General features: G+C 30.3%; 20 protein-coding genes, 4 pseudogenes and 1 riboswitch. Of the genes and pseudogenes, 14 read left to right on the top strand and 10 right to left on the bottom strand.

Annotated elements, in window-relative coordinates; genetic code table 11:
* Window positions 1-55: 55 nt before the first annotated feature.
* The 3 genes and pseudogenes from AGR56_RS14100 (at window position 56) to galU (ending at window position 4,063) form a co-directional block, all read left to right on the top strand.
* Entirely contained in the window at window positions 56-892 is an 837-nt protein-coding gene (locus AGR56_RS14100) for a pentapeptide repeat-containing protein (RefSeq protein WP_053242763.1), read from the top strand.
* 113 nt (window positions 893-1,005) lie between these two features.
* Window positions 1,006-2,713, top strand: a pseudogene (gene hcp / locus AGR56_RS14095) (hydroxylamine reductase).
* A gap of 417 nt (window positions 2,714-3,130) precedes the next feature.
* The gene (gene galU, locus AGR56_RS14090) at window positions 3,131-4,063 is read left to right on the top strand and encodes a UTP--glucose-1-phosphate uridylyltransferase GalU (RefSeq protein ID WP_053242762.1); all 933 of its coding nucleotides are present in this window, start codon (window positions 3,131-3,133) and stop codon (window positions 4,061-4,063) included.
* A gap of 328 nt (window positions 4,064-4,391) precedes the next feature.
* Here galU and AGR56_RS14085 read toward each other — a convergent pair whose 3' ends face one another.
* The 5 genes from AGR56_RS14085 to AGR56_RS14065 form a co-directional block, all read right to left on the bottom strand.
* Complete coding sequence (locus AGR56_RS14085) at window positions 4,392-4,844, bottom strand: MgtC/SapB family protein (protein WP_053242761.1); 453 nt, start codon at window positions 4,842-4,844, stop codon at window positions 4,392-4,394.
* Window positions 4,845-4,879: 35 nt separating this feature from the next.
* Window positions 4,880-5,641 (bottom strand): PHP domain-containing protein, encoded by a 762-nt coding sequence (locus tag AGR56_RS14080; protein WP_053242760.1) that lies wholly within the window; start codon window positions 5,639-5,641, stop codon window positions 4,880-4,882.
* 35 nt (window positions 5,642-5,676) lie between these two features.
* Window positions 5,677-6,528, bottom strand: coding sequence for an ABC transporter permease subunit (locus AGR56_RS14075; RefSeq protein WP_053242759.1), 852 nt, complete (start codon window positions 6,526-6,528; stop codon window positions 5,677-5,679).
* A 25-nt stretch (window positions 6,529-6,553) separates the two neighbouring features.
* Window positions 6,554-7,465 carry a sugar ABC transporter permease gene (locus AGR56_RS14070; RefSeq protein WP_053242758.1) on the bottom strand — a complete coding sequence of 304 codons (912 nt, stop codon included), beginning with the start codon at window positions 7,463-7,465 and terminating at the stop codon, window positions 6,554-6,556.
* A gap of 147 nt (window positions 7,466-7,612) precedes the next feature.
* Window positions 7,613-8,896: an extracellular solute-binding protein gene (locus AGR56_RS14065; protein ID WP_053242757.1), complete on the bottom strand. Its 1,284-nt coding sequence runs from the start codon at window positions 8,894-8,896 to the stop codon at window positions 7,613-7,615.
* A gap of 384 nt (window positions 8,897-9,280) precedes the next feature.
* On the opposite strand from AGR56_RS14065, the gene AGR56_RS14060 reads away from it, so the two are divergent.
* Entirely contained in the window at window positions 9,281-10,114 is an 834-nt protein-coding gene (locus tag AGR56_RS14060; RefSeq protein ID WP_053242756.1) for an AraC family transcriptional regulator, read from the top strand.
* Window positions 10,115-10,213: 99 nt separating this feature from the next.
* Here AGR56_RS14060 and yfcE read toward each other — a convergent pair.
* Window positions 10,214-10,755 (bottom strand): annotated as a pseudogene (gene yfcE / locus AGR56_RS14055) (phosphodiesterase).
* Window positions 10,756-10,780: 25 nt separating this feature from the next.
* Entirely contained in the window at window positions 10,781-11,119 is a 339-nt protein-coding gene (locus AGR56_RS14050) for a class I SAM-dependent methyltransferase (RefSeq protein WP_084757042.1), read from the bottom strand.
* A gap of 211 nt (window positions 11,120-11,330) precedes the next feature.
* On the opposite strand from AGR56_RS14050, the gene AGR56_RS14045 reads away from it, so the two are divergent.
* The 4 genes and pseudogenes from AGR56_RS14045 (at window position 11,331) to AGR56_RS22925 (ending at window position 14,606) form a co-directional block, all read left to right on the top strand.
* On the top strand, window positions 11,331-11,654 hold the full coding sequence (locus AGR56_RS14045) for a hypothetical protein (RefSeq protein WP_053242754.1): 324 nt from the start codon (window positions 11,331-11,333) through the stop codon (window positions 11,652-11,654).
* 160 nt (window positions 11,655-11,814) lie between these two features.
* Window positions 11,815-13,261: pseudogene (locus AGR56_RS14040) on the top strand (DEAD/DEAH box helicase).
* 48 nt (window positions 13,262-13,309) lie between these two features.
* On the top strand, window positions 13,310-14,077 hold the full coding sequence (locus AGR56_RS22930) for a LysM peptidoglycan-binding domain-containing protein (RefSeq protein ID WP_278279644.1): 768 nt from the start codon (window positions 13,310-13,312) through the stop codon (window positions 14,075-14,077).
* On the top strand, window positions 14,046-14,606 hold the full coding sequence (locus tag AGR56_RS22925; RefSeq protein WP_278279643.1) for a glycosyl hydrolase family 18 protein: 561 nt from the start codon (window positions 14,046-14,048) through the stop codon (window positions 14,604-14,606). Before AGR56_RS22930 ends, AGR56_RS22925 begins: the two co-directional genes overlap by 32 nt.
* Window positions 14,607-14,697: 91 nt before the next feature.
* Here the strand turns inward: AGR56_RS22925 and AGR56_RS14030 are convergent, their stop codons facing one another.
* On the bottom strand, window positions 14,698-15,120 hold the full coding sequence (locus AGR56_RS14030; protein WP_084757040.1) for a hypothetical protein: 423 nt from the start codon (window positions 15,118-15,120) through the stop codon (window positions 14,698-14,700).
* A 397-nt stretch (window positions 15,121-15,517) separates the two neighbouring features.
* Here AGR56_RS14030 and AGR56_RS23500 point away from each other — a divergent pair, with 397 nt between their 5' ends.
* Genes AGR56_RS23500 through AGR56_RS14015 form a run of 4 tightly spaced genes read left to right on the top strand, consistent with a single transcriptional unit; the run spans window position 15,518 to window position 18,052 of the window.
* Window positions 15,518-15,877 (top strand): LysE family transporter, encoded by a 360-nt coding sequence (locus tag AGR56_RS23500; RefSeq protein WP_347460484.1) that lies wholly within the window; start codon window positions 15,518-15,520, stop codon window positions 15,875-15,877.
* A complete protein-coding gene (locus AGR56_RS23495) occupies window positions 15,822-16,139 on the top strand; it encodes a LysE family transporter (RefSeq protein WP_347460483.1) in 318 nt (105 codons plus the stop codon). The genes AGR56_RS23500 and AGR56_RS23495 overlap by 56 nt, the downstream gene beginning before the upstream one ends.
* On the top strand, window positions 16,136-17,587 hold the full coding sequence (locus AGR56_RS14020; RefSeq protein WP_053242752.1) for a PLP-dependent aminotransferase family protein: 1,452 nt from the start codon (window positions 16,136-16,138) through the stop codon (window positions 17,585-17,587). Before AGR56_RS23495 ends, AGR56_RS14020 begins: the two co-directional genes overlap by 4 nt.
* A gap of 36 nt (window positions 17,588-17,623) precedes the next feature.
* A complete protein-coding gene (locus AGR56_RS14015) occupies window positions 17,624-18,052 on the top strand; it encodes an EamA family transporter (protein WP_053242751.1) in 429 nt (142 codons plus the stop codon).
* 191 nt (window positions 18,053-18,243) lie between these two features.
* Window positions 18,244-18,354, top strand: a riboswitch (SAM riboswitch).
* A 548-nt stretch (window positions 18,355-18,902) separates the two neighbouring features.
* Here AGR56_RS14015 and AGR56_RS14010 read toward each other — a convergent pair.
* Both AGR56_RS14010 and AGR56_RS14005 read right to left on the bottom strand, forming a co-directional pair.
* Window positions 18,903-19,853, bottom strand: coding sequence for a magnesium transporter CorA family protein (locus tag AGR56_RS14010; protein ID WP_053242750.1), 951 nt, complete (start codon window positions 19,851-19,853; stop codon window positions 18,903-18,905).
* A gap of 128 nt (window positions 19,854-19,981) precedes the next feature.
* Entirely contained in the window at window positions 19,982-21,148 is a 1,167-nt protein-coding gene (locus AGR56_RS14005; protein WP_053242749.1) for a hypothetical protein, read from the bottom strand.
* 262 nt (window positions 21,149-21,410) lie between these two features.
* On the opposite strand from AGR56_RS14005, the gene AGR56_RS14000 reads away from it, so the two are divergent.
* On the top strand, window positions 21,411-21,620 hold the full coding sequence (locus AGR56_RS14000; RefSeq protein WP_053242748.1) for a sigma factor G inhibitor Gin: 210 nt from the start codon (window positions 21,411-21,413) through the stop codon (window positions 21,618-21,620).
* Window positions 21,599-23,025: pseudogene (locus AGR56_RS13995) on the top strand (aminotransferase class I/II-fold pyridoxal phosphate-dependent enzyme). The gene AGR56_RS14000 and the pseudogene AGR56_RS13995 overlap by 22 nt, the downstream one beginning before the upstream one ends.
* The last annotated feature ends 2 nt before the right edge of the window (window positions 23,026-23,027 follow it).

Here is a 23,027-nt window from a genome sequence, read left to right as displayed (position 1 = left end):
ATGATATAATTAAAAAATTAATAATGTATAATTTACGAATGAGAGATGAAGTAATATGAATAGCTATGATTTAAAACCAGATTGTGAAAAATGTTTTGGACTTTGCTGCACTGCATTGTATTTTTCAGCTGCTGAAGGTTTTCCACAAGATAAGGTGGCAGGAAAGTCTTGCATTAATTTAAAAGAAGATTTCAGATGTAAGGTACACGAAAGTTTAAATAAAAAAGGACTTAAGGGTTGCATTTCTTATGAATGTCTTGGTGCAGGGCAGAAGGTATCTCAGGTTGCTTATGATGGGCATAGCTGGAGAGAAAAACCAGAAACTTCAAATGAAATGTTTGAGGTGTTTATCATTATGAGGCAGCTTCATGAAATGCTTTGGTATTTGACGGAAGCGTTTTTGCTGCAGGCTGATAATAATATGAAAGATCAGATAAATTCTAAAATAGAAGAAATAGAAAAATTAACTCATTTAAGTGCAGAAGCAATTATAAAATTGGATTTAGTAACAATACGGGTAGGGGTTAATTCGCTGCTTTTTAAGACAAGTGAACTTATGCGAAAAAAGGCTGCTTATAATCAAAAAAACTCTTTAAAAGGCAAAAAAACTATTGCTGGAGGGCTAAATCTTATGGGAGCAGACCTCAGAAGAAAAAATCTTAGAGGTGCAGATTTAAGTGGTGCATACCTTATTGCAGCAAACTTAAAAGGGGTTGATTTAAGTTTTGCAGACCTTATTGGCGCAGATATGAGGGATGCTGATATAAGTGGAGCAAACCTTTCTAGGAGTATTTATCTAACGCAAGCTCAAGTTAATGCGGCTAAGGGGGATAGTGATACAAAATTACCTAAGTTACTTGTTAAACCAACTTATTGGTTAAAGCATCTTTAAAAAAGTAAATATATTTTTAAAATTTGTAACATAGGTTACCGATTAAAAGCTCATATAACAATATAATCTAACCATAGCAAATTAAAAAATTAATTTATATGGAGGTTACAAATATGAGTATGTTTTGTTATCAATGCCAGGAAGCAGCAGGCTGCAAAGGATGTACAGTTAGAGGAGTCTGTGGAAAGACAGAAGATTTAGCTAAATCACAGGATTTATTAATATATATTTTAAAGGGAATTTCAATATACAGCACTAAGGCAAGAGAAATTAACATTGTAAATAAAGATGTTGATAAATTTATAATGGAAAGCTTATTTGCTACTATAACTAATGCTAATTTTGATAGAAATATTTTTATAGATAGAATCAAAACAGGACTTTTGTTGAGAGAGCAAATTAAAAACCAGTATGTAAATGCGGGTGGAAAATTACCTCAGAATTCTACATGGGTAGAAAAAATGTTGAATATAGTAGGACTTAAAAAAGAAGAAGAAGCAAAACTTCCAGATGCAGCTGTTTGGCTTGCTAATAATGTAGAAGAATTTGATAAGAAGGCAGAAAAAGTAGGAGTTCTTGCAACTGAAAATGAGGATATAAGATCTTTAAGAGAACTTTTGACATATGGAGTTAAAGGCATGGCAGCGTACATTAAGCATGCAAATAACTTAAATTATAATGATGAGAACATACATGGTTTTATGCAAAAAGCACTAGCGGCAACTTTAGATGACACATTAGGAGCGGATGAATTAGTAGCATTAGTTTTAGAATGTGGCAAGTATGGCGTTGATGCAATGGCACTTTTAGATAAAGCTAATACAGAAACTTATGGAAATCCAGAAATAACAAAGGTTAATATAGGTGTTAGAAATAACCCTGGAATTTTAATAAGTGGACATGATTTGAAGGACATGGAAGAACTTTTAAAACAGACAGAAGGAACTGGAGTAGATGTTTACACTCATAGTGAAATGCTTCCTGCAAACTACTATCCTGCATTTAAGAAATACAGCCACTTTGTTGGAAACTATGGTAATGCATGGTGGAAACAAAATGAAGAATTTGAAAGCTTTAATGGACCAATACTCATGACTACAAACTGCATAGTTCCTCCAAAAGCATCTTATATAGATAGAATGTATACAACAGGTGTAACAGGATATCCAGGAGTAAAGCATATTGAAAATGGAAAGCCAAAGGATTTTTCTGCAATAATTGAACATGCTAAAAAAATGTGCACCACCAACTGAAATAGAAAAGGGAGAAATAATTGGAGGATTTGCACATAATCAGGTTATAGCTTTAGCAGACAAGGTTGTTGAAGCAGTTAAATCTGGAGCAATTAAGAGATTTTATGTAATGGCAGGTTGTGATGGAAGAGCAAAGAGCAGAAATTATTACACTGAATTTGCGAAAAAACTGTCAAAGGATTCTGTGATTCTTACAGCTGGCTGCGCAAAATACAAGTACAATAAATTGAACCTTGGAGATATAGGCGGAATTCCAAGAGTACTTGATGCAGGACAATGTAATGATTCATATTCATTGGTTGTTATAGCACTTAAGCTTAAAGAGGTATTTGGACTTTCAGATATAAATGAACTTCCTATATCCTACAATATAGCTTGGTATGAGCAGAAAGCTGTAATAGTATTACTTGCACTATTATACATTGGAGTTAAAAACATTCACCTTGGACCAACACTACCAGCATTCTTATCTCCAAATGTTGCTAAGGTTCTTGTAGATAACTTTGGAATTGGTGGAATAACTAATGTTGATGATGATATAAAAATGTTTGAAAATATTGCGAAGTAATAATGCTTTGTAACATTAAAAAGAATCCATAAATCTAAGGTAGAAAAATCACAAAATCTTAAGATATTTCAATAACTCGCTGGATGCTCAGACAGATTGAAATATCTAAGCATTTTGTGATTTTTCTACCAAGATTTATTGGATCCTTTTTAAATCGTTCCTTCAGCATTATTACTTTGCTCCCACGGTAGTACAAGGAAAAAATTCCTCTTACTCTTAATATTTATAAATTATTTGTAAAATTTGCTAATTAGATTTTAAACCTTCCAGGTTGTTTATATATAATAATGAAATGTTGCCTTATTTTTGCCACATTCTCGTAATAGTATTTTAATATTTATGTTTTATTATAATTATATAACATTTGTAAGAGTATAAATAAAATATATTTATTATAACTAGAGGGGAGTAACGATTATGAAAGTTAAAAAAGCTGTTATACCAGCAGCAGGACTTGGAACTAGATTTTTACCAGCAACAAAAGCACAACCTAAGGAAATGCTTCCAATAGTTGATAAACCAACTATACAATATATTGTAGAAGAAGCAGTAGCTTCTGGGATAGAAGAAATACTTATAATCACTGGAAAAAATAAAAGAGCTATAGAGGATCATTTCGATAAATCTGTAGAACTTGAGAATGAACTTGAGAGTAAAGGAAAAAAAGACTTGCTTAAGATTGCAAGGGATATATCTAACTTAGCTAATATATATTATATAAGGCAGAAGGAACCTAAAGGACTTGGGCATGCGATTAGTTGTGCTAGAACATTTGTTGGAAATGAGCCATTTGCTGTTATGCTTGGAGATGATGTAGTAGATTCAAGAAAACCATGTTTAAAGCAGCTTATGGATTGTTATAATCAATATAAAACAACTATTGTTGGCGTTCAAAAGGTAAACCACAATGATGTTTATAAATATGGAATTATAGATGCAATGCATATAGAAGATAATGTATATAAGGTAAAAGATATGGTTGAAAAACCTAAACTTGAAGAAGCACCTTCAGATATGGCTATTTTAGGAAGATATATAATAACACCAGAAATATTTAATGTATTATCTAATACAAAACCAGGGAAGGGTGGAGAAATACAACTAACTGATGCACTAAAGGCTTTAATGCAGTCAGAGGCCATGTACGCGTGTGCTTTTGAGGGTAGAAGGTACGATGTTGGAGATAAACTTGGATTTTTAGAAGCTACTGTTGAATATGCCTTAAAAAGAAAAGGAATAAATGGTCAATTTGCGGCTTATCTTAAGGAACTACAGAAAAATGATGAATTTAAAGGTTTGTTTTTTAATAGTGAAAAATCTCTCATGAAAAATTTGGAAAAAATTAAGTGATAGGTCATAATATATAGGGTTACCGCAATAAAACTTATGTATGCAATATAAGTTTTATTGTGGTAACCTTTAATGGGGGAAAAAATATGATTTTAAATCAATTTAAAATCATATTTTTTTCTCCATTTTGTAGTTGATATCATATATAGTAAGTTTTATAAGATTTTTATTTTTAATATTTCTATATTTTTATATAAATTATCCATTAATTTGTAATAATCTTTTTTATTTGGAATTTTTAGTTTTAGGTCAACAAACATTACGTTTTCATCACCATTATATTCAATTCTTTCAGTTTTGTATTCAATAATAGAAAAACTATTATCATCTATTTTTTACTTAAATTAATTAATTCTTCTGGTTTTACCCATATATTTATATATAAATATTTACTTGAAGTATTTTTAAATATTCTATCTAGTATTTCTAAACCAGCTAAAACTAAAGTAGTTGAAAATATCCCAAGTGTATACATTCCAGAACCGATTGCTAAACCTATACCAGATGTTGTCCAAATTCCTGCTGCTGTAGTTAAACCTTTTACATAATGTTTTTCTAGGATTATTGTTCCAGCACCTAAAAAACTAATTCCAGATACAACTTGAGCGGCTACTCTGCTATCATGAAATGTGTATAATGAAACTATCATCATGAGAGCGCTGCCTATGCCAACCAAAAAGTGTGTTTTAAGGCCTGCATCTTTTGAGCGTCTTTCTCTTTCTAATCCAATTATTCCAGAAAGAATTCCAGATAAGGTTATTCTTATAAAAAAGTCAGACAAAAGATCACCTCTTTTCTTATTAAATTAAAATTAAATTAAATTTTATAAGTTTTTCCTTGTGCAACTCTTTCAAATTCACCTTCCCAATTTCCAGTAATGCTGTGATAATAATTTTTATCTTTACCTTCTTTGATCAATTTTTTTATTAGAAGTTCTTTTTTATTTACTTCATTATTGTGCTTTTTAATTCTTTCTTGATCTGAAGAAATCTTGTAAGCCCCATTTTTTAGCATTTCAATTAGTTCTTTTTCGCTGTTAGGGGAATTTACTAGATTATTGCAGTAAATTCCAACATTAGTGTAATGATGCGCATCTGAATCAGCAATTAAATTGGTGTTTAGTTTTTTAGCTAACTGTCTAATTTTTTCTGTATCGTCTATTCCTATATTGGTAGAATGTATTTCTATTGCATCAGGTACGAACTTTTCTAGATTTTCCTTTATAAAGTCCTTATATCTAAAAGGGTGAGCAAATGCGATATACCCGTTATTTTCTCTTACATAAGCATGTAATTCCTCATATATCCATTTTTTATCTTGAAGTATTTTATCATGCAATCCAAGAACAAGAATATGTTCATGTGTATCCTGCATTTCAATTTCAATGCCACCATAAATTTTAAATGGCTTATACTTATCATTAAGTTCTTTTATACGTTCTAGCGGTGTTAGAATATTATGGTCTGTAAATATTAGACCATTTAAACCGAACTTTATTGCAGCTCTAATTTGTTCTTCCTCACTTGATTTACTACAAGCTGAACGTTCTTTATCGTGAACATGTAAATCTATTTTCATATATACACTTCCATCCTATAAAAATTATATTTTAATTAACCTTTTACACCTCCTATTGTAAGACCTCCTACGAGATATTTTGAAAGACATACAAACAAAATTATTACTGGTACAGAGGTAATTAATGCTGCAGCTGAGTATACTCCCCAATCGGTTGAAAATTGGCTTTGCATATTAACAAGACCTACAGGAAGAGTTGTCTTTGTTGGATCTGTAATTATAACTCTAGCGATTATATATTCAGACCAGCTATTCATGAATGAAAATAATGTGGTTAGTGCAATAGCAGGTTTAGCTAAAGGTAATATTATTTTATAAAAAGCATAGGGTATACTGGCCCCATCTACATAAGCACTTTCTTCAAGTGATTTAGGAATTGTATCAAAGTATCCCTTCATCATCCATATATTAAAAGGTACTGCTGTAGAAATATATACTATAATTAAACCTTGGAATTTGTTTATGAGGTCTATTTTGAACATAAGCATAAATAGTGGAAGCAGCATCATTGTTGCAGGAAACATTTGTGTAATTAGTAAGGAAACCATTCCAGCTCTTTTTCCTTTAAATTCAAACCTGGAGAAGGCATACGAAGCGAACATTGAGATTGTTACACTAATAGCAGTTGCAGAACCGGCTATAATTAAGCTGTGCAAAAGCCAATCTTGAATATGATATTCCGTAAATGCTAATTTGAAATTGTTAAGTGTTGAGTTTTTAGTTACTATTGCTAGTGAGGTTGAATATAAATTATTTGATGGTCTTAGAGCTACTGCTAGTACGTTTAATATAGGATATACGGTAAGAATTGCAGCAAAGGTTAATATTACATATCTAAATATTATCATAAACTTAGTATCCCTAATACCGAATTTTTCCTTTTTCATCATTTTTTCCTCCATTTTTTAAAAATTAGTCATCTAGCTTTTGGGCTTTTAAAAACAATGAACTAAAACATAATAATATTAAGAATATTATTACAGAGAAAGCTGCGGCATGACCATATTTATAGTACTCAAATGCATCTTTGTACATTAATGTAACAAGTATTTGAGATTTTTCAGATTGGACACCACTTGTCATTATTAATATTGTATTAACTACGTTAAATGTCCAAACACAACTTAAAACTATAGATGGTGTTAAAACAGATTTCATAAGTGGTAGGGTTATATTTTTTGTTTTTTGCCATCTAGTAGCACCATCAACATCTGCTGCTTCATATAATTCGTTTGATATACTTTGTAAACCACCAATAGATATCATCATCATGAATGGTATACCTACCCATACATTAATAAAGATACATGCTAAAAATGTATAACTTGGATCAGTAAGCCATGGAATAGAATGTGCCCATGGAAATATTTTAGATAGAATTATATTTACTGCACCATACTGGGAGTTGAACATACCTTTCCAGGTTAGTACCGAAATGTAACTTGGTACAGCCCATGGAAGTATTAATAGCGTTCTGTAAATTTTCTTCCCTGGAAATTTAGCATTTAGTAACATTGCTAAAAATAAACCTATGCAAACCGTAAGCCCTACATTTACAAATGTCCAAATTAATGTCCTTAATAATGTACTATAAAATGAACTATCTTTTAAAATGCTTAAATAATTATCAAATCCAATAAATGGGTAAATATTAGATTTTAAATTCATAAGTGTTACATTTCTAAAGGATAAATTTAATTCATATAATAACGGATATAAGATAACGGCGCACATAACTAAAAATGCAGGAAGTAAAAAACAAATTGTTACTAATTTTTTTTGAGCTTTGATAGTTAAATGTTTCTTATTTTTAGAGCATTCCATTGTTTTTCTCCTTTTCCTCATTTATTTTAAAGGGCTGTTGCTATTATAATTTTATATAATTAACAATATAAAGGTTTTCATAGCACAAGAAGTTTATTAGATTTATTTTTAAATTATTAATATAAACAGCCCTTTATTTCAAATATATTAGTTTACTCCTAAATTTTTAATTCCATCCTCTGCTTTTTGTTGCATTTGAGCTGGTGCTTCATTTGGAGATACTTTTCCACTAAACATATCTTGTTGTACAGGTCTCATAGCATCCCATATTGCTCTCATTTGTGGAATAATAGGCATTGGTAAACAGTTTTTATATTGTTCAGTTTGTATTGAATATATAGGATCTGTTTTGTATTTATCAGTTTTTAATGTTTCAGTATTAGTAGGTAACTTGCCATGTGCATCAGATAACGTTAATTGAGAACCTTTTGATGACATAAAATCTAAAAATTTAGCAACTGCAGCTTTTTTAGTGGCATCCTTTACATTTGCAGAAACTGCAAAACCACTAATTGAAGATAGAGGCTTCATAAGTTTACCATTGACGGTTGGAAGTGTTGCAACTCCAAAGTCAACACCTGCTTTTTTATAAGTGTTGAAAGCCCATGGTCCACTTATTATAAAAGCGGATTTACCCTCTTCGAATAAGTTATCTGCCATATTTGCATCTGCTTCTTTAGGAATTAAGCCGCTGCTATGCAATTTATTTAAATATGTTGCCCATTGTTTCATTGCATTAGAGTCAAGAGTTGGCTTAGGTTTGGATGCATTTACATTATCAAAGAATTTTGCATTAAAACAGCTCATAAACATTGAAGAATAATATGGCTCCACTTCATCAAAAACTAATCCATATTGAACCTTTTTCTCATCTTGTAACTTTTTGCCTAATAGTTGTAAGTCTTCAAAAGTATTAGGTATTTTATCAACAATTTTTTTATTGTATATTAAGAATAATCCACTACTTACTCTATCTGGTACCTCCCAAACTTTTCCTTTATATGTAGCAGCTTTAACGGATTCTTTGGTAAATCTGTTTAAAAAGTCTTTTGCAACTACATCTTCAATAGGTTGAATAAGATTACCAGTTTGAAAAACTCCAATGTTGTCTCCAGGTCCAAGAATAATATCTGGTCCACTGCCTGAAACAGAAGTACTTACAAAGTTTTTTCTCATATCTTCTAGGTTGAATTGGGATACTGTAACATTAATTAAAGGATATTTCTTATGGAATTTAGCATTTAAGTCATTGATTGCTTTTTGAGTAGCACTATTTTCTGCTATCCATAATTTTAAAGAAACCTTTTTATTGATGGTAGTATCTTGACTTTTTTTCGCTGTATCGGCACTGCTGCCACAGCCTACCAACACGCTTGATACTAAAGTAAGTGTTGTTATACAAGTTAGAAGTTTTTTTAAATGATGATTCATGATCTCCCTAGTTTTTAAAACGTAACGATATTGAATACGTTTTCCTTTATCGACTAAATAAAGTGGTAAAATAATAATAAGTGCTTAGGCTAACATTATAAACCCCAATTATTGTTTCTTATTTTACCTAAAACTTAGGTTCTTACACCTCTCTCTTATTTTTTTAGTGCAACTATAATTTAATTCAAAACCTAATAATATGAATCAATTGAATTTGTTTGTTGCTATGTGTATATTATATCTTTAATATTTCCATATATCTCGTCAATATTATCTTATTAGTAGACAAATTTTGTCCTTTTATATATAATAAATACATAAATATTTATTTGTATTAAATAATCTATACACTTATTTACAAATAATGCCGCTGGGGTGAAAATTATGAATCCATATCTTCAAACTAAATTGTATTCATCAGAGCTTGCTGTGAAATTATATTGCTTAGAAAATTGCAGTAATATGCCTCATTGGCATATAGATGTAGAAATTATTTTAGTAATTGAAGGAAGTATAAAGGTAGGGATAAATGATGATTCTAAAATATTAAATAAAGGGGATATGGCCATATTTGGAAGCACAGATATACATTATCTTGATAGCACCAATATGAGTTCAAAAATCAATATGATTATTTTTCGTCCTGATATTGTGGGTAATTCTTTTGGTTGGCCTGAAACTTTCAAACTCAATACTCCTTTTATAAATGAGTCTGTTATTAATAAGATAAAACTAGAAAATTATAAAAAGATAGCAGACATATTCCATTCAATTGTCAATGAAATGAAGGATAAAGAAACTGCCTATGACTTATGTATAAAAGGAAAACTAATTGAACTATGTGCTTTTGCGCTAAGATATTTACCTATTAGTAGTAGTGATAAAACTAAAAAAGGTAATAGACTTCCTGATATTAATAGAATTAAAAATGCTATGAAATTTATAGAAGATAACTATGCAAATAATATAACTTTAAATGATATTTCTCAAAGAGTACATTTTAGTGCATGCTATTTTTCTAGAATGTTTAAGAAATTTACTGGAATAAATTTTGGAACTTACCTTAATGAAGTGAGAGTTGAAAATGCAGAGTTTTTAATTAAAACAACTTCTAAATCCATTGCAGAAATTGCTTTTGAATGTGGCTTTAATAGCGTACGTACTTTTAATCGTGCTTTCAAAAAAATAAAAGGATATACACCTTCTAGTTTAGATTAAGCTAGGAGGTGTATATTTTTTACTATTTTAGCACGAGTCAATTAGCTTATAGTGCATAATATTTTGTTCTAGAAGGATAATGGGCAAAGCCCAAACCTCTTATAGGTTTATATTCATGAAGGTAGTTCCAGCTAAATCTTTTATTTTGAAAGCATTGTCTTCCAAAATTCCATAAGAGTTTGGATTATTTTCTTTTGGAAGAGATATAGAACCTGGGTTTATTATAAAAATGCCATCTTTTTTCTTTGCAACAGGAATGTGAGTGTGACCATAAATTAGTACATCTCCATTGCTAAGTTAGGTAAATTATTTTCTCCATATATATGACCATGAGTTAAAAATAATCTTTTTCCATTATATAGTATTGTTGAGTAGGTTGACATTATAGGGAAATTTAGGACCATTTCATCAACCTCACTATCACAATTTCCTCTTACAGCAATTATTTTTTCGCTATATTTATTTAAAAGTTCAGTTACGCCTCTAGGATTATAGCCTTCAGGCAGATCATTTCTTGCGCCATGGTATAGTTGATCTCCAAGGATTACTATAAAATCTGCTGCTTCTTTTTCATAATTTTCCATAGCCTTTTTTAAATAATGCAGTGAACCGTGAATATCAGATATAAAAAATATTTTCATTTGTATCACCAACCCTTTTTTTATTTTACTTAACAGCTAGTATATCAAATACTTTTGATGTGTATTCATTATTTTTAGAATCATGAAAATTATAAATACTTTTATTTATATTAGCAAATGAAAATTTATTTAGCAATGCTTCTAATTCGTTTTCGTCGGTATAATGATGTGGAATGTTTTCTTCGCCGATTCTTGAGCCCACAAAAGTATTTTCTTCAATTTTAGTGCCAATCCCATAAGAAGGATCTAATGTAGAGAGAAAATTGAATACAAAATATCTATTCGGCTTTAATATTCTGCATATTTCATTGATTCCTTGTTTAATATCACTAAGAGTTGCATGATGCAAAGTTGAAGTACAAATTACAGCATCAAAAAATTATCATCATAGGGTATTATTCTTTTGTTATATAGAGTTCGTAATTTTCCCATGTGCTGTCAATTTTAAATTTTTTATTCAAAATATTATCACTTACAAAGCGAGTTTTTTATAAATTAATTATAATTTATTTCCATGTTTTTCTTATAGATTAAAAATTAAAAATTTGATATAATTTCCTTAGGTGGTGAAATGTATGGAGAAAGAGATGCTAGAAATTTTAAAATCAATGCAGCAAGATATGAAGTCACTTAAAGAGGATGTAAAATCTGTAAAACAAGAACTTGGAACAATTAAAGAAGACGTAAAATCAATAAAAGCTGTTCAAGATGAGCACATGCAGCTATTAAGAGCATTGGAACATAGAACAGCGGTTATTTCAGCTGGACAGGAAAATTTAAAACATGAGCTAGCTGAAGTTAAGGGAGAAGTTAAAGGCATAAGAAAAGATTTAAGTAATGTAGAAATGATAACTGCAAGTAATTGGTCGGATATTGCAAAATTAAAGGCTGTAAAATAAAATACATTCACTATTTTTAGATATAAAGAATTTGAGTTAGGTTATGGTTTCATTTTTTAGAAACTGTTACTTAACTTTTTTTTATTGAAAATATTAATTTAACTTTATTCGTGGTATACTACCATGTGTATATAAAATGAGTAAAGTATGAGGTAATAAAATGAGTGAATCAAATTTTAAAGATTTAGGATTAAGTGAAGAGATTTTAGAAGCAATAGAAAAGCTAGGATATAAAAAACCATCGGAAGTTCAGGAGAAGGTTATACCATTAATACTTAAAGGTAAAGATGTTATGGCGAAATCACAGACGGGAAGTGGAAAAACGGCTGCCTTTGCAATACCTATTTCAGAAAAAATAGAACTTGAAGAAAATAAGCCGCAGGTATTAGTTTTAGCTCCAACAAGAGAATTAGCATATCAAATAAAAGAGGATTTTGGCAATATAGGGAGATTCAAAAGGCTTAGATGTTCAGCAATTTTTGGAAAACAACCAGTAAGTGTTCAAGTAAATGAACTGAAACAAAGAGTTCATGTTGTGGTTGGCACACCTGGGAGAACCTTTGATCTTATAGAAAGAGGGGCTTTAGATGTTTCTAGAATAAACTATCTTGTAATAGATGAAGCTGATGAAATGCTTAATATGGGGTTTATAGATCAGGTTAAGGATATAATGAAAAAGCTTCCTAATAAAAAAGTTGACTCTTCTCTTTTCGGCAACTATGCCAGAGGAAATATTAGAACTTAGCAAGAAATATATGAAAGAACCTATTAGCATAGAAATTAAGGCTAAAAGTTCTGTTGCAGATAGAATTAAGCAAATTTATTATGAAGTAGAAAGTGATAAGAAGTTTAATTTGTTAAATAAATTGATATATGTAGAAAGACCAGAAAGCGCAATGATATTTTGTAGAACTAAGGAAAATGTAGAAAAGTTGGCTTCACAAATGAAGACTAAAGGATATTCATGTAATGCTCTGCATGGTGGAATGCTTCAAGATGATAGAACTAGCATGATGAATAAATTTAAAAGAGGAGAATTTAATTTTCTTGTGGCTACAGATATAGCTGCTAGAGGAATTGATGTGGAAGATGTCACTCATGTTATAAATTATGATATACCTATGGAGAAGGAAAGCTATATTCATAGAATGGGGAGAACTGGTCGTGCAGGAAATAGAGGGACTGCAATAACTTTTGTAACCTCAAGGGAATATAGATTTTTGGAGGAGATTGAAGAACAATTTGCTCTTAAAATTCTTAAAGGTGATATTCCCTCAGAAGAGGAAGTTAAAGAGGGAAAAGAAATATACAATAAAAAGCTTAAAAATCCTGTAAAACTTAAGAAAGCTAAAAATAAAGAAATAAATAAAGAAATAACAAAGATATATATTAGTGCTGGAAAAAAGAAAAAAATAAGACCAGGAGATATAGCTGGTACTGTATCTAGCATTGAAGGGATTAATCCAGAAGATGTTGGAATCATTGATATACAAGATAATTTTTCTTACGTAGAAATCCTTTCTGGAAAAGGAGAACTGGTATTGGAAGGGCTTAGAAATAAAACTATAAAGGGGAAAACCATAAGGGCTGAAAAGGCACAAAAATAGTTTAATTGAATATAATAATTATTGATAGAAATTTTTGTGAGGAATTTAGTGAGAATATATGTAGTTAAACCTGGTGATACTGTTTGGTCTATAGCTAGAAGGTTTGGAGTAACACCTCAAAGCATTATAAATGCAAATAAGCTTTCACAGGACAGCAGCTTAGTAGTTGGGCAAACACTTGTTATTCCAAGTACAGAAATAGCTTATAGAGTAAGATCTGGCGACACTTTGTGGTCTATTGCAAGGAAATTTAGAGTTTCAGTAGATGCTATTACACAACTAAATAATATTACAAATTCATCGCCAATTTATCCGGGACTTATGATAAGAATACCTGAAAATGCAAAAAATTATGGATATATTGAAGTTAATGCGTTTATACAACCTTCCAATCCACAAAAAGAAAATGCTGTTTTGGGTGAGGCTATACAATATTTAACTTACGTAACGCCTTTTAGTCACCATGTAACTGCCGATGCGGGTCTTACACCACTTAATGATGAGAATATAATAAGAATAGCAAAGGAAAATAAAGTTGCGCCAATGCTTTCAGTTACAAATATATCAGGTACAACAGGTGCAAATTTTAATAGTGAACTTATAAGCAATATATTAAATAGCAATTCACTGCAGCAAACATTAATAAACAATATTTTAAATATGATAAGAAGTAAAGGATACTATGGGGTTGTTGTTGATTTTGAAAGAATTCCACCTGAAGACAGACAAAAATATAATAATTTTTTTAAGAAAACTTGTGGCGGCGCTTCATCCAAATTATATTGTGGCTACAGCACTTGCACCAAAAACTTATGATGTTACTACGGGAGCATGGCATGGAGCTCATGATTATAGAGCACATGGAGAAATCGTTGATTTTGTAATTATAATGACCTACGAATGGGGATGGTCTGGAGGTCCACCAATGGCTGTAGCACCTATAAATGAAGTGAGAAAAGTAATAAATTATGCAGTAAGTGTAATTCCTCCTAAAAAGATAATGATGGGGATGCCTCTTTATGGGTACGATTGGACACTTCCGTATATGCCTGGAGGAGAATTTGCTGAAAGCATAGGAAATCAAGAGGCAATACTTAGGGCAGGAAGATACGGAGCACAAATAAAATATGACGAAAAATCACAATCTCCTTATTATAATTATACGGATAGAGCGGGCAGACAGCACGTTGTATGGTTTGAAGATGCAAGAAGTGTAGAAGAAAAATATAAGCTTGTTAGTGAATATGGGCTTAGGGGTGTCAGTTATTGGGTACTTGCACAACCTTTTCCTCAAAATTTTAAAGTTTTAGATAATATGTTTAACATAGAAAAGGTGATAAAATAATAACTGAGCTTAGATAAAAAGTTAATAATTATTATAAAAATTTGTAGCAGTTGGTAAGTCCCCCTTCCAACTGCTTTTTTTCGACTTCAAGTTAGATTGTAGATTCTCTTGAAATATTGTGTATTTTTATTAATTCATCGTGAAGTTTTTCAAAAAGAAGTCCTGCGATAAACCAATATGGTGCATAGTCTAGTCTTGTAATACCTTGTATTGTAATACCCTTATCATAATACCATGGACATGTTCCTATTGTAAGACGCAAAATTGAACCTGTGCAAAATTCAACTATTAATATAAGTACAGCATATATACCTCCTCGTATCAAAATTGGCCAACGCCTTATAGCATTATGTATTGGTTCCATAAAAATTGCTAGACCGTATATTAAAAACATCCACATACTGGTCCAAGCATGCATTGAAATGTCTCCGCTTAAAAGAGAACCAAATCCAGTCCATAATATTTCCATGCACCATCCAGCTAAACCATATATTATAAATCGTAAAATTTTCATACAATTAGTTTGTCACTATTCCTTCACTATTATTCACAATTTTATTATTAAATTTTAGAAAGATATTTGGTTGGTATTAAATTTTAAGATATGGTTGAAGACAGAAGGGGCTTGGGTGTATATAATTAATGTATACAGCCTATAAGTTAAAATAGTGAAAAGTTTTTTGGTAGCATTTAATTTATAGGAAATAAGCGCACAATTTACAGTGCACTGTGAACCAGAAAAATATTACTTGTGAAAGTTTGAAACTTTCAGCTTGTTTATCTATAAGAGATTGTGAAAAAAGGTATTATATAGGTTTTGCTACACTACGCATAAAGCATTACGAGCGGCCCGTAAAAAAGAATATCTACATTTTTTACATTTTCCTATATAAGGTATTGGAGGTAAAACTGTGATAAAATATTATATTGAAGGGCTAATTTTGGGATTTACATATGTTGCTCCGATTGGAGTTCAAAATCTATATGTCATTAATTCCGCTATATGTAATAAGAGAATAATGGCACTTACAACAGCCTTAGTAACAGTATTTTTTGATATTTCACTTGCAATTACATGTTATTATGGTGTTGGAATTGTTTTAAGTAAATCTCAAATTTTAAAAGATATTATACTTTTGTGTGGTGCAATTATTGTTATTTATATAGGGGTTAGGCTTATAATGGAAGTACCTAATTCTTTTGGCGAAGTTAATAGTGACAAAAAATTTTTTAAAATTAGTTACTGCTTGTTTTACGGTTACATGGCTTAATCCACAGGCTATTATTGATGGATCATTGATGCTTGGAGGTTTTAAAGCTTCTCTTTCGTTTTCAACTTCTAAATTGTTTATACTAGGAGTTTGTACTGCTTCATTTTTATGGTTTACAAGTCTTTCATTAATTGTAAATTATTTTAAAAAGAATTTTAGTGTGAGGTTGGTCGGGATAATTAATAAAATATGCGGAGTTGTAATAACTTATTATGGACTAAAGCTTGCAGTTAGTTTTATTAAAGGGTTGGGTGTTTTATGATAAATATTGATTGGAAACCTGATAAAAATTCTAATTTGCCATTATTTAGACAAATAGTGAATTATATAAAAGAAAAAATATCAAAAGGAGAATGGAGTATAGGAGAAAGGTTGCCATCTCAAAGAAAGATGTCACAAATATTTGGAGTTAATAGAAGTACTGTAGTGGAAGCTATTGATGAATTAAAATCATATGGTTTAGTTGAGGGAAAGACAAAGGGTGGGACAGTAATAGTTAATAATACATGGTCTCTTTTGGCTTCAGATCCAACTCTAAATTGGCAAAAATATATAAAAAGCGGCATATACGAACCTAATTTATCTACTATTCAAATGATAAATAAACTTGAATATGAGGATAACATTATTAGGCTAGGGACGGGAGAACTTTCGCCGGAGCTTTTTCCTAAGGAAACCATGAAAAGTGTACTTTTAAAGGTGGCAGATAATATAAATTCATTGGGTTATGAGAGAACTAAGGGCTCGCTTGAGCTTAGGCAGGTAATAAGTAATTATGTAAAAAAGTTTGGAATTAATGTCTCGGCATCATCTATTTTGATTGTTTCAGGATCACTTCAAGCGCTTCAGCTAATTTCTATGAGTATACTTAAACCCGGAGATGACGTATTAGTAGAAAAACCATCGTACATAAAGTCACTTAATGTTTTTGAATCTGCTGGTATGAAATTAAAAGGAATATCTATGGATAGATACGGGGTTGATATAAGGGATGTACTAAAAAACATAAGTAAAGAAACTTCTATTTTATATACAATACCAACTTTTCAAAATCCTACAGGCATAGTAATGAGTAATGATAGAAGAGATGAGCTTATTAAAGTGTGTACAAAAGAAAGACTTCCAATTATTGAAGATGATGCATATAGAGAATTATGTTTTGATGAAGTTCCACCTAAAACTTTAAAGTCTATGGATAATAACGGTATTGTACTTTATATAGGCACAATATCAAAATGTCTTTCTGCTGGCATGAGGATTGGCTGGGTTATTGGTCCTGAGGCTGTTATAGATAGATTAGGAGATGTTAAAATGCAAATGGATTATGGGGCTAGTTCGCTTTCACAATATGCTGCGGTTGAATGGATTTCAAGTGGACTATATAACAATTATATTGAGGAACTTAGATATAGACTTAAAATTAGGAGAGATTTTACAATAAGTCTACTTAAAGAATATTTTTGTGATATAGCTGATTGGAACGTACCTAAAGGTGGATTTTATATATGGTTAAAATTAAAGGTTAAGATAGACATGATTAAACTGTTTAATATGTCTTGGAAAAATGGCATACTTATTAATCCTGGATATATATATGATTTTCATAAGAATAACAATATAAGAATATCTTATTCCTATGCCTCGAAGGATGAAATGTATTTAGGGCTAAGAAAACTTTCAGAGATAATTAGAAACTTGACTGTGTTTTAAAAAATAAGAAAGCTTTGTTTTAAGGAGGAAAACTTTATGTTTATGTATGTTTTTTCAATTGTACTGATAGTATTATCAAATGTGTTTTATAATATATGCCAAAAATCAACACCAGAAAAAGCCAATCCTTTTTCGGCTTTAGTTGTTACGTACTTTACTGCGACCGTTTTATCATCAATGGCACTGCTTTTTACAAAACATGATAAAGGGATTTGGGGTTCATTTAAACAATTAAACTGGACAAGTATAGTTTTGGGATTTTCAATAGTTGGGTTGGAATTTGGATATTTAATGGCATATAGAGCAGGATGGAATATTAGTGTAGGTTCACTAGTTGCAAATATAATTTTAGCAATTGTGCTTATACCTATAGGAATTATATTTTATAAAGAGGGATTTGAAGTTAACAAAATAATGGGAGCAGCCTTTTGTATAATTGGGTTAATATTAATAAATAGAAAATGAATTAGATTAGTAGGAATTAATATACAATTGTTAAAAATAATATTGTATTAAAAACTTATATGTATTTGTAAACGTAAAACAATTATGTGTTACGTAAAAATATGCACATAAAAATAAAAAATTAAAATTTTTTGCTTGTTTGACATCAAAAAATTTTTTTTGTATATTGTTTATAACAAAATTGAATAAAATCCTTATCGAGAGAGACTGAGGGGCTGGCCCGATGACGTTTCAGCAACCAGCGTGTTTCATTTGCATGCAAAGGTGCTAAATCCTGCAGATTAAATTCTGAAAGATGAGGGAAGGTATTTAATAATAGAACCCTTCCGCTGGTTTTTTTTATTAATATTGTCCTCTTCTTTTTGGAAGAGGATTTTTTATATCGTGAATTTTGGAAAGGGGGATTATTGTGATTGAACTAAAAAAATATAATAAAAAGTTTATGAAGATGGAGGCAAAAAAAAAAAAAAGTTGGAGTAAAACCACTTTTGCGTGCTAATTTATTTATTGTTTCAATTAAAAATAAATCTTTTAAGTGTTTATTTAATAATTGAATTTTTGTATGCATAATGGCATTTTAAACATCCTTCCTTGTTAGACTTTTTTCTAAAATTATATCATATATGCATATTTTTGTTTTTCTTAGGTTGATGGCTATGGGGTTCCACCCAAACCCCTAGAATATAGAAACGCTAATATATAATTTCAGAATCACATGGGCTCCGCCCAAACCCCTAGAATATAGAAACGCTAATATATAATTTCAGAATCACATGGGTTCCACCCAAACCCCTAGAATATAGAAACGCTAATATATAATTTCAGAATCACATGGGTTCCACCCAAACCCCTATAAGTGTATATCTCTTTTATACAGTAGCAAGGCTACTATGATCACGGAGAGTAGGGAGATGCCGCAAATTACTTCAAAACCATATCTATAGTTAGCTAGAGGAATACCTGTAACGTTCATTGAAAATAAATTTGATATCATTGTTGGTACTGAAAGTACTATTGTGATCGTTGTTAAAAATTTAATTACTAAGTTTTGATTGTTTGATATTAATGAAGCAAAAGCATCCATAGTTCCACTTAATATATCACTATATATGCTTGCCATTTCTATGGCCTGTTTATTTTCTATTATAACATCCTCTAGAACGTCTTGATCTTCAGGGTACTTTTGCATGATTTCAAGCTTCATCATTTTTTCTAGGGTTATTTCGTTTGATTTAAGTGAGGTTGAAAAATAAACTAGTGACTTTTCAAGGGATAAAAGTTGAATAAGTTCTTTATTTTTAAGTGATTTATGAAGTCTTTTTTCTATCATGACGCTTTTTTTGTCTATTTGCCTTAAGTACACCATATAGTAGGTTGCAACTTTAAATAGAATTTGAAGTATAAATCTTGAACGTTTGAAAGTGAAAAAAGTTTTTACTTTTCCTTCGATAAAATCTGTTATGGTTTTACTATTTTTTAGGCATATAGTTATTATTTGATTTTTAGTATGTATTATTGCTAAAGGGTATGAGTCATAAGTTAGAGAGTTATCTTCCATTTCAGTGAAGGGTATGTCCACAATAATAAGTATATTATCATCTTCTATTTCTAATCTTGATGTTTCTTCATCGTCTAGTGCTGCCTTTAAAAAATCCATTGGAACTTCAGTCTTTTTGTGTATGAGCATTAATTCTTGCTCAGTAGGTGCTACAATATTTATCCAACATCCAGGTTCTATGTTTTCAAGCATTTGAAGTTTTGAAGGTGTATTTAAGTCTGTAGTTTTATATATAGATATCATATATTTACTATTATACTTTATTTAAAAATATAACAGATTCACCTGCCTTTCATTTATATATATATTATACCAAAGCTGCATAGTATCTGATACAAAAAACTATGATGTTTTGATTTTTGACTTTGCTTTTAATGAATTTGCAGATTGCTAGTTTCCATTTTGCTAAGCTCGGTCTTTGCATCAACTATTAGTGATTGTTTCTCAATAATATCGAAAGCTGTACATGCTAGTGCTTGAGCTGCTTTCATTATGACATCATTGGCAAATTTGGTAATGGTAGCATCTGCAAATTGTTTTGTTCCATAAATTATAGTACTATCCTGTACAATTGAAACGTATGGGTGTATGCAAGGTACCACATGACTTACGTTACCAAGGTTTAAAGGAGAAAAAATGTTTTTTACTCCATTAATATTTATTATTCCACTTTCCTTAAGATTATGAGAAAATAATCTGGATATAGTTGGATTAGTTATAAGCTCTTTACATGGAATATCATAAAGATGTAATTCAGAAGATACGTTTAAAAGAGAGCATGTTAAGTCTATAAAGCTTTTAATTTTATTTTCAATCTTGTCTGCAAGTTTAGATGAAGATGTTTTTATTGAAAATCTTGCCTCCACACTTTGAAGATAAGAATTATTTATGCTGTTTACATTTATATCATTTATAAAGCAGTTGTTTTCAAAGCCTTTGGAAATAACATTTAGCGCATCAAAAGTAAACAGACATGCGTCCAGAGCAGAGTATTTGCCGTCTAAAGTATCTTTATGTGGATTATCTGTATATTTAATTTGAAGAGGAATAATAGCCATGGAAGTACCACTTTCGGCAGTTATAGTATGAGGCTGCACCATTAAAACTGCATCAATATCTTCAAAGGTTCCTTGCTCTACCATAGCCACCTTTGAACCACTTATTATTTCTCCAGGACATCCAATTACTATTAAGCTTCCACCTAGTTTTGGAATTACTTTTGAAAGTGCAATGGCAGAAGCTATTGATATTGCACTTTGTGCATTATAACCGTATACATGACCTTTCTCGCTTAAAGCATCATATTCACAGGTAAAACAAATTTTTGGATGACCTTCCCCATATTGAGCATAAAACGATGTTGGTATACTTAGATAACTTTGAGTAACTTCAAATTGATATTTTTTTAATAAATTTGATATGTAGTTGTATGATTTATATTCATAAAAGCTCTCTTCAGGATTATCGTAAAGATACTTTGTAAGTTCCCAAATTTCATCTTTTATTGTACTTAAAAATGTTGCCATTTCTTGTTTCATTAAAAACACCCCTTTGCAGAGTAGAGAGTAAAGCGTAGAGAGTAGAGTGAATGTAGACTCTCCTCTCTGCTATCTACTCTTTACTCTAATTTTTAAAATTTGAATATTTCAGCTAATTTTATAATTTATATATTAGTATTCCCTTAAAAAATTAAAATATAAATTAAAAAAAATTATTTGGACAAAATAAAAATGGACTAGGTGGTGAATAAAATATAATATGGAGGTAATAATTCCTAACAGTTAAGGAGGAATATAATTTATGAAAAAAAATTGTATTATATGTGGCAAGGTTTTAAAAGATGGTATAATGATTAATGGTAAAGGAATGTGTAAAGCCTGCGAAAAAAGATTAGTAAATCTTAAGGATAAAAATGATTTTTACGAGTATTACAAAGAGTGTATAAAGAAAGAGATTGCTCACATTATATCAAGAGGAGAGGATTGTGATTGTCAAAATTACCACTTATAGATGGAATTATGAAATATATAAGCGAAAAAATAATTTATTTTGTATGCCTGGTCATAAGCAGGGAAAAGGATTTTTATGTACTAATGAAGGAAAAATTTTTTATGATAATTTTATCAAATTTGATTTGACAGAAGTAGACGGACTTGATAATCTGCATCATGCAGAGGGGATAATAAAAGAGGCAGAAGAAAAACTTAGTGAATTTTATGGAACTAAAAAATCATATTTTCTTGTTAATGGAAGTACAAGTGGAAATTTAGCTATGATTTTTACATGCTTTAATGAGGGCGATAAAGTAATTGTTGAAAGAAATTGTCATCGATCCATATTTAACGGTATAATAATGAGAAAATTAAAGCCGGTTTATATAAAAAATGATTTTAACGATAAAATAAATGCTCCTTTAGCTATAGATGAAAAATATTTTTTAAAGTTATTAGATGAAAATAGAGATGCTAAAGGAGTAATAATAACTTATCCTAACTACTATGGAGTATGCTGTAACCTTGAGTTTATTGCAAAGGAAGCTAAAAAAAGAGGAATGAAGGTTGTGGTTGATTCAGCACACGGAGCTCACTTTGGAGTGTGTGATGAACTACCTAAAAGTGCAGTTAAGCTTGGATGTGATATAGTTGTAATGAGTGCACACAAAACACTTCCAAGCCTTACACAGACAGCATATCTTCATCTGTGCAGTAATGATGTAGAAATGGACAAGCTTGATTTTTATGTAAGTTCATTTTTAACTACTAGTCCCTCTTATATTTTTATGGCTTCTATGGATTATGCAAGATTCTATATTGAAGAAAAAGGTGAGGATGAATATAGAAAACTCATATATAAGTGTAATAAATATGCTAGAAAGATAAACAAAATTCAAGGAATGCATATTTTAAGTAAAGAGGATTTAAAAAATGAAAATCAGTGCATTGATAAAACAAGATTTGTTATAAATGTTGATAAAGGATACAGTGCATTTAAATTATATAATTATCTTAAAAAGAACTTCATTCAGCCAGAAATGTGTGATAGTCAAAATGTAATTTTAATATTTTCACCCTTCAATGGTGAGGAAGAATTTGAAAAATTATATACTGTGCTTAAGGATTGCAAAATGGAAGAGCTTCGAGATAAGAATCTTGATTTAAAGGAATTATCTATACCTAAAATGGGGATAAACCCATGGGAAGCATTAAATGGTGGAAAAGAGATGGTAAATATAGAAGAAGCAGAAGGAAAAATATGCGCTGATGCTATTGTACCATATCCACCAGGGGTGCCAATTCTCATGCCAGGAGAAATAATAAGCAAGGTATCTATAGATGAAATAAAATATTATTTAGAAAATAATGCTTTAGTTATGGGAATTAATGAATACAAAATAAATACTGTAATTAGAAGGTGAAA

The organism is Clostridium sp. DMHC 10 (genome assembly GCF_001270375.1).
Taxonomy (GTDB): Bacteria; Bacillota; Clostridia; order Clostridiales; family Clostridiaceae; genus Clostridium_S; species Clostridium_S guangxiense.
This window is presented reverse-complemented; position numbering and strand designations above follow the sequence as displayed.

Bases quoted from the DNA above. Each gene is read 5' to 3' on its own strand.
- AGR56_RS14100 (WP_053242763.1), top strand. From the start codon at position 56: ATGAATAGCTATGATTTAAAACCAGATTGTGAAAAATGTTTTGGACTT.
- galU (WP_053242762.1), top strand. From the start codon at position 3,131: ATGAAAGTTAAAAAAGCTGTTATACCAGCAGCAGGACTTGGAACTAGA.
- AGR56_RS14080 (WP_053242760.1), bottom strand. From the start codon at position 5,641: ATGAAAATAGATTTACATGTTCACGATAAAGAACGTTCAGCTTGTAGT.
- AGR56_RS14075 (WP_053242759.1), bottom strand. From the start codon at position 6,528: ATGAAAAAGGAAAAATTCGGTATTAGGGATACTAAGTTTATGATAATA.
- AGR56_RS14070 (WP_053242758.1), bottom strand. From the start codon at position 7,465: ATGGAATGCTCTAAAAATAAGAAACATTTAACTATCAAAGCTCAAAAA.
- AGR56_RS14065 (WP_053242757.1), bottom strand. From the start codon at position 8,896: ATGAATCATCATTTAAAAAAACTTCTAACTTGTATAACAACACTTACT.
- AGR56_RS14060 (WP_053242756.1), top strand. From the start codon at position 9,281: ATGAATCCATATCTTCAAACTAAATTGTATTCATCAGAGCTTGCTGTG.
- AGR56_RS14045 (WP_053242754.1), top strand. From the start codon at position 11,331: ATGGAGAAAGAGATGCTAGAAATTTTAAAATCAATGCAGCAAGATATG.
- AGR56_RS14030 (WP_084757040.1), bottom strand. From the start codon at position 15,120: ATGAAAATTTTACGATTTATAATATATGGTTTAGCTGGATGGTGCATG.
- AGR56_RS14020 (WP_053242752.1), top strand. From the start codon at position 16,136: ATGATAAATATTGATTGGAAACCTGATAAAAATTCTAATTTGCCATTA.
- AGR56_RS14015 (WP_053242751.1), top strand. From the start codon at position 17,624: ATGTTTATGTATGTTTTTTCAATTGTACTGATAGTATTATCAAATGTG.
- AGR56_RS14010 (WP_053242750.1), bottom strand. From the start codon at position 19,853: ATGATATCTATATATAAAACTACAGACTTAAATACACCTTCAAAACTT.
- AGR56_RS14005 (WP_053242749.1), bottom strand. From the start codon at position 21,148: ATGAAACAAGAAATGGCAACATTTTTAAGTACAATAAAAGATGAAATT.
- AGR56_RS14000 (WP_053242748.1), top strand. From the start codon at position 21,411: ATGAAAAAAAATTGTATTATATGTGGCAAGGTTTTAAAAGATGGTATA.